We start from the raw sequence: 9,108 nt of genomic DNA, 5'->3' as shown, positions 1-9,108 counted from the left end.
CCACTAGATTCAGATCACTACCCTGAGTGACGCGGAGGTCGCATTGTGGAACTGGCTGTCTGACGCGCTCGTCGCCCACCCCGAGATAGCGATCTTCCTGGCACTCGGCCTCGGCTTCCTCGTCGGCAAACTCAAGATCAAGGGCATCGCGCTCGGACCGGTCACCGGGACCCTCCTCGCCGGCGTCCTCGTCGGCATCCTCTTCGCCGGGCTCGACATCCCCGACCTCGTCAAGACCGTCGCCTTCGTGGCGTTCCTGTTCGCCCTCGGCTACAACGTCGGCCCCCAGTTCTTCGCCGGGCTCCGCGGCGACGGCGTCAAGCAGGTGATCCTCGCGATCGTCAACTGCGTCTTCGGCCTCCTCGTCGTCATCGTCCTCGCCAAGACGCTCGGCTACGGCCCCGGCTGGGGCGCGGGCCTCCTGGCGGGCGGGCTCACCCAGTCCGCCGTCATCGGCGTCGCCGACTCCGCCATCGCCGCCCTGCCCGGACTCAGCGCCGCCGACGTCAAGGAACTCGAGTCGCAAGTGGCCGTCGGCTACGCCGTCTGCTATCTCTTCGGCACGGCCGCCGCCGCGTTCTTCCTCTCCACCATCGCCCCCAAGATGCTCGGCTCGAAGAGCCTCGCCGCCGACGCCCACGAGATGGAGCAGCGCCTCGGCGTCGCCAAAGAACCCGGCATCGGCAGGGCCTACTACTCGATCGTGCGCCGCGCCTACCGCATCGGCGCGCCTCCCGCCGCCGCCGGCACCGGCGCCACGGCCACGATCACCGGGCGCACCGTCGGCGAACTCGAGGACCGCGCCCTCGAACTCGGCCACCGCGCCATGTTCCACGAGATCCGCCGGGACAGCCGGGTCGAGCCCGTCCATCGCTCCACCGCGCTCGAACCCGGCGACGTGGTCACCCTCGCCGCCCGCCGTCCCGACCTCGTCGCACTCGAGGTCGACCGGTGGGGCGAGGAGGTCGACGACGAGGATCTCCTCGCCTACTCGGTCGAGACCCTCGACATCGTCATCACCAAGAAGGAACTCGTGGGCATGACGATCGGCGAGGCGTTCGCCCGGCACGCCCCGCGCCTGTTCGTCACCAAGGTCGTGCGCGGCGGCCAGGAGATCCCCTGGAGCGACGCCACCGAGATCCACCGCGGCGACGAGATCACCGTCCAGGGCGGCAAAGAGGAGGTCGAGGCCGTCATCGGCGACCTCGGCTACCCCAACCGCGCCGGCGACGCCACCGACATGAGCTACGTGGGCTTCGGCATCGTCGTCGGCGCGCTCATCGGCGTCCCCACCATCGCCGTCGCCGGGGCCGACATCGGCCTCACCACCTCGGGCGGCGCGCTCATCATGGGGCTCGTCTTCGGCTGGCTGCGCGCCAAGTCGCCCACCTTCGGGCAGTTCCCGCCCGCCGCGAACTGGATGCTCTCCACCGGCGGCCTATGCACCTTCGTGGGCATCGTCGGCATCATGGCCGGCCCCGACTTCGTCTCCGGCGTCAGGGAGGAAGGCCTCAGCCTCGTCCTCGCCGGACTCGTCGTCACCCTCCTGCCGATGCTGCTCACCATGTACCTCGCCAAGTGGCTCTTCAAGATCCCGGTGCCCGTGAACCTCGGCATCGTCGCCGGCGCCAACACCACCACCGCGTCCATCGGCGCCATCACCGACACCGCCAAGAGCCAGATCCCGGTCCTCGGCTACACGATCCCGTACGCCATCGGCAACGTCCTGCTCACGATCTGGGGCGCGGTCATCGTGGCCGTGCTCGCCTGAACCCATCCAGAAGGGAACCGCCATGTCCAAGGTCGACCGCGCCGAAGAGAAGCGCCTCGAAGGGCTCAGCCCCTTCGAGCTGAAGAACCGCCTCATCGACCTCGCCGGGGAGAACCAGCGCGCCAACGCCCTCGCCATGGTCAACGCCGGCCGCGGCAACCCGAACTGGACCGCGACCGCCCCGCGCGAGGCGTTCTTCCTCTTCGGGCAGTTCGCCGTGACCGAGACCCGCCGCGACTGGGACGAGTTCGACAACCTCGGCGGCATGCCCCAGCCCGACGGCATCGCCGAACGCCTCGACGACTACCTCAAGGCCAACGCCTCCGCGCCCGGCGCCTCCTCACTCGCCTCCTACGTCGCCTACGGCATCGACGTCCTCGGCTTCGAACCCGACGCCTGGGTGGGCGAACTCGCCGACGCGATCATCGGCGACCACTACCCCGTCCCCGACCGCATGCTCGTCCACACCGAGCAGGTCGTGCACGCCTACCTCGACGCCGAGATGGGCGGCGCCCCCGCGGGCGGCTGGGACCTCTACGCCGTCGAAGGCGGCACCGCCGCCATGTGCTACCTCTTCGACTCCGCGCAAGTCAACGGCCTGCTCGACAAAGGCGACCGGATCGCGCTCATGGTCCCGATCTTCACGCCCTACCTCGAGATCCCGCACCTGCAGCGCTACGACTTCGACATCGTCGAACTCGAGGCCTCCAAGAACACCGACGAGGGCATCCACACCTGGCAGTACCCCGACGAGGAGATCGACAAGCTCAAGGACCCCTCCATCAAGGCCCTGTTCCTCGTCAACCCCTCGAACCCGCCCTCGGTCAAGCTCGCCGAGGCCACACTGGAGCGCATCCGCGACATCGTCGCGAACGACAACCCGGGCTTGATGATCATCACCGACGACGTCTACGGCACCTTCACGAACGGGTTCACCTCGCTCATGTCGAGCCAGGCCTCGCACACCATCGGCGTCTACTCGTTCTCGAAGTACTTCGGATGCACCGGGTGGCGCCTGGGCGTCATCGCCGTCGCCCGCGACAACGTCTTCGACAAGCGCATCAAGGCCCTCGACGAGGCCCACACCGCCGTCCTGCGCGAACGCTACTCGTCGATCACGCTCGAGCCCGAGAAGCTCAAGTTCATCGACCGCATCGTGGCCGACTCCCGCGACGTGGCGCTCAACCACACCGCCGGTCTCTCGACCCCGCAGCAGGTCCAGATGGCCTTCTTCTCCCTGCACTGCCTCACCGACACCGAGGACCGGTACAAGCGAGACTGCCAGGCGATCATCGCCCGCCGCCTCAAGGCCCTCGTCGAGGGCCTCGACGTGCCCTACCCGGACGACCCCGAGGCCGCCAACTACTACGTGGAGCTCGACCTCCTCAGCTGGGCCGAGCGCAACTGGGGCGCCGAGTTCGCCGACTGGATGCAGGCCAACTTCGAACCCGTCGACCCCATCTTCCGCCTCGCCGAGGAGGAATCGGTCGTCCTGCTCAACGGCGGCGGCTTCGACGGCCCCGAATGGTCCGTCCGGGTGAGCATGGCGAACCTCCGCATGGACGCCTACAAGCGCATCGGCGCGGCCCTGCGCCGCATCGGCGACCAGTACCACGCCGAATTCCAGCGGCAGCGCCGCTAAGGCGACACGGAGGAGCGGAAGATGGACTGGATCAAGGACACGCTGTCGGGCACGCCCGAGATCGCGCTGTTCGTCTGCCTCGCACTCGGGTTCGCGCTCGGCAAGGTGCGGATCTGGAAGATCTCGCTGGGCGGCGTGGCCGGGACGCTCGTGGTCGCGATCTTCGTCGGCATGCTCGCCGACATCCAGCTGAACGACCAGGTCAAGACGATCGCCTTCGCCCTGTTCATCTTCACGCTCGGCTACATCTCGGGCCCGACCTTCTTCGCCAGCCTCAACCGCAAGAGCCTCAAGTACGCCACGTTCACGGGGATCGAGGTCGTCTCGGTCCTGGTCGTCACCGCGGCCGCGATCCTCATCATGAACCTCGACGTGGGCACCGCCGCCGGGCTCCTGGCCGGCGGCGCCACCGAATCCGCCGCGGTCGGCACCGCCACCGACGCGATCGGCCGCCTCGACCTGCCCGCCGACCAGATCGAGACGCTGCAGAACAACGTGGGCACCGCCTACTCGATCTCCTACATCTGCGGACTCATCACCATCGTGCTGTTCTCGAGCCAGTTCTTCCCGCTCATCATGCGCATCGACCTGCGCGCCGAGGCCGCGAAACTGTGGAAGCAGCTCGGCGGCGGCGCTGACGAGGACACCGCCGCGCCCGCCGCCCCGGCCGTCGTCGGCCGCGAGTACAGGGTCACCGCGGCCACCGGCCGCACCGTCGCCGAACTGCAGGCGGACCTCGGCGACATCACCGTCGAGGAGGTCCTGCGGGACGGCGAGAAGGTCGCGCTGGCCCCGGACCTCGCACTCGCGCAGGGCGACCGCGTGCTCGTGGTCGGGCGCCGCGAAGCCCTCGTGGGCTCGGCGAACCGGATCGGTGAGGAGGTGGCCCTCGACGAGTCGATGGCGATGAGCCTCGACCTCGCCGACGTGGTGGTGACCCGCAAGGGCTACGAGGCGACCACGCTCGCGGAGATCCGCCGCGACTTCGAGTCCGAGCGCCAGGGGGTGTACCTGCAGAGGATCACCCGCGGCGACCACGAGCTGCCGGTCAAGCCGTCCACGCTGATCCAGCACGGCGACACGGTGCGCCTGGCGGGCGCGGGCCGCGACCTCAGCCGCGTCATCCCCATGGTCGGGTTCCGGCTCGACCCCGCGGTGCGGTTCGACATGGTGTTCATCGCGATCGGCGTCGTGCTCGGCTTCCTCATCGGCATGCTGGTGTGGACCGTGGGCACGATTCCGCTGACGCTCGGCACCGGCGGCGGCTGCCTGCTCGCGGGCCTCCTGTTCGGTTGGATCCGCTCCAAGCGGCCCACGTTCGGCCAGTACGACTCCGGCGCGGCCGACGTCATCAAGACCCTCGGCCTGGCCGTGTTCATCTGCGCGGTGGGGCTCTCGTCCGGCCCGCAGGCCGTGGAGCTGGTCGAGGAGTTCGGCCTGGGCCTGCCGATCGCGGGCGTCGCGATGACCGCGATCCCGGCGTTCGTGTCGTTCTTCGTGGCCTGGAAGCTCATGAAGCTCCCCGCGCCGCTGGTGCTCGGCTCGGTCACAGGCCAGCAGTGCTCCACGCCCGGCGTCACGGCCGTGCAGGCCGCCGCGGGCAACGCGACCCCGCTGATGGCCTACACGATCGTCTACGCCTTCTCGAACGTCGTCCTGCCGCTGCTCGGCCCGATCGTCGTCGCGATGGCCCACGCCATGAGCTAGGGCGCCCGGGTCCCGTGCACAGCGGAACGGGTGGCGAGCGGTCCCGGGCGGGGCCGGGTCGCCGCCTCGACTCGCCCGAGCGCGCCATGAGACCGGCGAGCAGCGCCCGCGCGCCCGGCCGGGTGACCGTCATCTGCGCCCGATGCGCCGATCCGCCCTGGCGGGTCGGCCGATGATTCTAGGCTGCGGTGATGGACAAGTACGACGTGAAGAAGGCCCACCGGGAGCTGTACTCGGCGTCGGCCGACGACTTCGCCGTTGTGGAGGTGCCCGAATTCCAGTACCTCGCCGTCGACGGGCGCGGCGACCCGAACACCGCCGAGTCCTTCGCGCAGGCCCTCGAGGCGTTGTACGGCATGTCCTACACGCTCAAGTTCACCAGCAAGAACGAGCTCGGGCGCGATTACGTCGTCGCCCCGCTCGAAGGGCTGTGGCGAGCGGAGGACCCGCGGGCCTTCGCCGAACTGCGGAAGGAGTCCTGGGAGTGGACGCTGCTGGTGCACCAGCCGGAATGGATCACCGAGGAGATGGTCGCGGCCGCGGCGGCTTCGGTCGCGGAGAAGCGGTCCAACCCGTCGCTCGGGCTCGTCCGGCTGCTGACCCTCACCGAGGGCACCTGCGTGCAGACACTCCACATCGGCTCGTACGAGTCCGAGTCGTCGACGCTGGAGCGGATGCACCGGCACTTCATGCCCGAGCACGGGCTCGACTTCAACGGCGACCACCACGAGATCTACCTCAGCGATCCGCGGCGGACCCCGGAGGAAAAGCTGAGGACGATCCTCAGGCAGCCGGTGCGGCGCGTCGGCTGATATGTCACAGCCGCCAGGTCCCGTTGGTGTTCAGCATGATCGAGTAGACCGAGTCGGTCGCGGTGATGAAGAGCCGGTTTCGCTTCGGGCCGCCGAACACCAGGTTCGACACCGAGGGCTGGGGGATCGGCAGCGTCGCGAGGTGCGTGCCGTCCGGGTCGAAGCAGTAGACGTCGGCCGCGGCGGCCCAGACCCGGCCTTCGACGTCGACGCGCATGCCGTCGAACCCGCCGCCCGGCGACTCGGCGAACACCTCGCCGCCGGAGAGCTTCGCGCCGTCCACATCGAACCGGCGGATGTGGCCGCCCATGGTGTCGGCGATGTAGAGCACGGACTCGTCGGGGGAGAAGGCGAGGCCGTTGGGCCGCTGGAAGTCGTCGGCGACGCGCTCGACCGCGCCCGAGGCGGGGTCGACCCGGTAGACGTGGCAGCCGTCGATCTCCGGGTCGGAGCGGTGGCCCTCGTAGTCGCTCGTGATCCCATAGGGCGGGTCGGTGAACCAGACCGCGCCGTCACCGGCGACCACGACGTCGTTGGGGCTGTTGAACCGCTTGCCGTCCCAGCGGTCGGCGATGACGGTGACCGAACCGTCCAGTTCGGTGCGTTCGACGCGCCGCCGGCCGTGCGAGCACGAGACGAGCCGTCCCTGCCGGTCGAGGGTGTGGCCGTTCGTGTACCCGGCGGGGGAGCGGAAGACGCTCACCGAGCCGTCGGTCTCGTCCCAGCGCATGATCCGGTCGTTGGGGATGTCGCTGAACAGCAGGTACCTGCCCGACGGGACGTACACGGGCCCTTCGGTCCAGCGTCCGCCGGAGAACAGGCACTCGAGGTAGTCGTCGCCCGCGACCGCGAAGCGCTCGTCCAGTCTCCGGAAACCCACCGGGGCATTGTGCATCGAAACTCCTCAATATAGCTGGTTCGCGTGAACGTGAACAGCGGTTGTTCCGGTCACCGGTTGCGGCCCTGGGGCGGCCGCCCTTCACGTTAGCCGAACGCAAGACGGCCGGGAACGGACCGGCCGCCGCTTCGCGACGGGAAGCGAACACGGGACCCGGCACTCCTCAAGCGAAGGCGCCTGCGCGACCGACGGCGCCACCTCAAGAGCCGCTACGGCTTGCCGGCCCCTGAGCCGACGGCGGCGGACCGGGAGGCCCGCCGCCGTCCGCGTGCCGCGAACGCCCTCGGTGCCACCCGAAAGGCGGACACGGTTGGTCGGCAAGGACCGATAGCGTTTAGCATTGTCGAACGGGGCACTGCCTGAACGGGCGCTGCCGGGTGCGGCATCGTCAGGTGCGGCACCGCCGAGGGGACTCGGCCGCGTCGGACACCTGAGGAACGGAGGCGTGCTGGTGGCCAAGAACATCCAGTCGCTGGAGCGGGCGGCGGCCATGCTGCGGCTGCTCGCGGGCGGCGAGCGCCGCCTCGGCCTGTCCGACATCGCCTCCTCGCTCGGCCTGGCGAAGGCCACGGCCCACGGCATCCTCCGCACCCTCCAGCACGAGGGGTTCGTCGAGCAGGACCCCGGCTCGGGCCGCTACCAGCTGGGCGCGGAGCTGCTCCGCCTCGGCACGACCTACCTCGACGTCCACGAGCTGCGGGCCCGCGCCCTGGTGTGGACGGACGACCTCGCGCGCTCCTCGGGCGAGGCGGTCTACCTCGGTGTGCTGCACCAGCACGGCGTGCTCATCGTCCACCACGTCTTCCGCCCCGACGACAGCCGCCAGGTGCTCGAGGTGGGCGCGATGCAGCCGCTGCACTCGACGGCCCTGGGCAAGGTCCTGGCCGCGACGGACCCGGTGGCGCACGCGGAGCTCGTGGACGCCAAGCGCGAGCCGTTCACGGCCCGCACGGTCACCGAGCTCGACGAGATCGAGCGCGCGCTCGACCTCACCCGCGCCCAGGGCTACGCCACGGACAACGAGGAGACCCTCGAAGGGGTCGCCGCGGTGGCGGCCCCGATCTACGACCGGCGCCGCCTCGCGGTGGGCGCGGTCGGCATCACCGGCGCGGTCGAGCGGGTCTGCCGCGACGGCGAGCTGCGGCCGGAGCTCATCGCCGCCGTGCGCGACACGGCCCGCTCCGTCTCGCGCGATCTCGGGGCGAAGCCCTTCTAGCGTTTCGTCCGTTTCCTGCACTTCCCTGCGCTTCCCGTGTGACCCTGGTATGCCTGTCTTGCAGGCGTTTCGGGCGTTTCACGATTGGAGATGTGATGGAGGTCACATATCACTTGACGGGGTGGTATGGAAGGAGAACACTTTCGTACATCGGTCGGCATTGTCGAACGCCTAACGGCTTCGGTGTTCGATCCGCCGCCCGTGTCGAAACAAGCCCTTCCAACGAGGTCGAAACCCCCGGTGTCGGCCTCGGACGCAGACAAAGGAGTCGGTGTGTCCAACTCAGACATCATCCTCGGCGAGGTCGTCGGCACCGCGGTGCTGATCCTCCTCGGCGCGGGCGTGTGCGCCGCCGTCACGCTCAAGAAGTCCAAGTCCCAGAACGCGGGCTGGCTCGCCATCGCCTTCGGGTGGGGCTTCGCGGTCCTCACCGCCGCCTACATCGCCGCCCCGATCTCGGGCGCGCACCTCAACCCGGCCGTCACCCTCGGCCTCGCCGTCCAGGGCAACGTCCCGTGGGACCAGGTCCCGGTCTACATCGCCTCCCAGATCGTCGGCGCCCTCCTCGGCGCGGTCCTCGCCTGGGCCGCCTACTACGGCCAGTTCCAAGCCCACATGGCCGACCTCGCCCACCAGGCCGACGCCGTCGAAGGCGCCAAGGACGACAAGGCCGGCCCGGTCCTCGGCATCTTCTCCACCGGCCCCGAGGTCCGCAACGCCGCCCAGAACCTCGTCACCGAGATCATCGCGACCTTCGTGCTGGTCTTCGCGATCCTGACCCAGGGCCTCAACGACGCCGGCAACGGCCTGGGCACCCTCGGCGTACTCATCACCTCGCTCGTCGTCGTCAGCATCGGCCTCTCGCTCGGCGGCCCCACCGGCTACGCCATCAACCCCGCCCGCGACCTCGGGCCCCGCATCGCCCACGCGATCCTGCCCATCAAGGGCAAGGGCCGCTCCGACTGGGGCTACGCCTGGATCCCGGTCGTGGGCCCCGTGGTCGGCGGCGTCCTCGCCGGCCTCCTCTACAACGTTGCCCTCGGGTAGCGATGAGGACACAAT

At 69.6% G+C, this 9,108-nt stretch carries 7 protein-coding genes; 6 read left to right on the top strand and 1 reads right to left on the bottom strand.

The annotated features are described in order from the left end of the window. Positions 1-43 precede the first annotated feature (43 nt). From aspT (AB0K52_RS16215) to AB0K52_RS16200, 4 genes are all read left to right on the top strand, one after another. Positions 44-1,771 (top strand): aspartate-alanine antiporter, encoded by a 1,728-nt coding sequence (gene aspT, locus AB0K52_RS16215; protein WP_363532322.1) that lies wholly within the window; start codon positions 44-46, stop codon positions 1,769-1,771. A gap of 22 nt (positions 1,772-1,793) precedes the next feature. Then, positions 1,794-3,413: an aspartate 4-decarboxylase gene (aspD, locus tag AB0K52_RS16210; protein WP_363532320.1), complete on the top strand. Its 1,620-nt coding sequence runs from the start codon at positions 1,794-1,796 to the stop codon at positions 3,411-3,413. Between the two features lie 21 nt (positions 3,414-3,434). Next, positions 3,435-5,120, top strand: coding sequence for an aspartate-alanine antiporter (gene aspT / locus AB0K52_RS16205; protein WP_363532318.1), 1,686 nt, complete (start codon positions 3,435-3,437; stop codon positions 5,118-5,120). A 191-nt stretch (positions 5,121-5,311) separates the two neighbouring features. Further along, positions 5,312-5,932 (top strand): GyrI-like domain-containing protein, encoded by a 621-nt coding sequence (locus AB0K52_RS16200; protein WP_363532315.1) that lies wholly within the window; start codon positions 5,312-5,314, stop codon positions 5,930-5,932. Between the two features lie 4 nt (positions 5,933-5,936). Here the strand turns inward: AB0K52_RS16200 and AB0K52_RS16195 are convergent, their stop codons facing one another. Beyond that, complete coding sequence (locus AB0K52_RS16195; protein WP_363532312.1) at positions 5,937-6,812, bottom strand: SMP-30/gluconolactonase/LRE family protein; 876 nt, start codon at positions 6,810-6,812, stop codon at positions 5,937-5,939. Between the two features lie 469 nt (positions 6,813-7,281). Between AB0K52_RS16195 and AB0K52_RS16190 the strand changes: the two genes are divergently transcribed. Beyond that, positions 7,282-8,046, top strand: a complete 765-nt coding sequence (locus AB0K52_RS16190) for an IclR family transcriptional regulator (RefSeq protein ID WP_363532584.1) — start codon at positions 7,282-7,284, stop codon at positions 8,044-8,046. Positions 8,047-8,319: 273 nt separating this feature from the next. Beyond that, entirely contained in the window at positions 8,320-9,093 is a 774-nt protein-coding gene (locus tag AB0K52_RS16185) for an MIP/aquaporin family protein (protein ID WP_363532309.1), read from the top strand. Positions 9,094-9,108: the final 15 nt, after the last annotated feature.

It is taken from the genome of Glycomyces sp. NPDC049804 (assembly GCF_040674615.1).
In the GTDB taxonomy this organism is placed as follows: domain Bacteria; phylum Actinomycetota; class Actinomycetes; order Mycobacteriales; family Micromonosporaceae; genus Glycomyces; species Glycomyces niveus.
The sequence above is the reverse complement of the archived record's forward strand: the minus strand, read 5'-3'. Positions and strand labels throughout refer to the sequence as shown.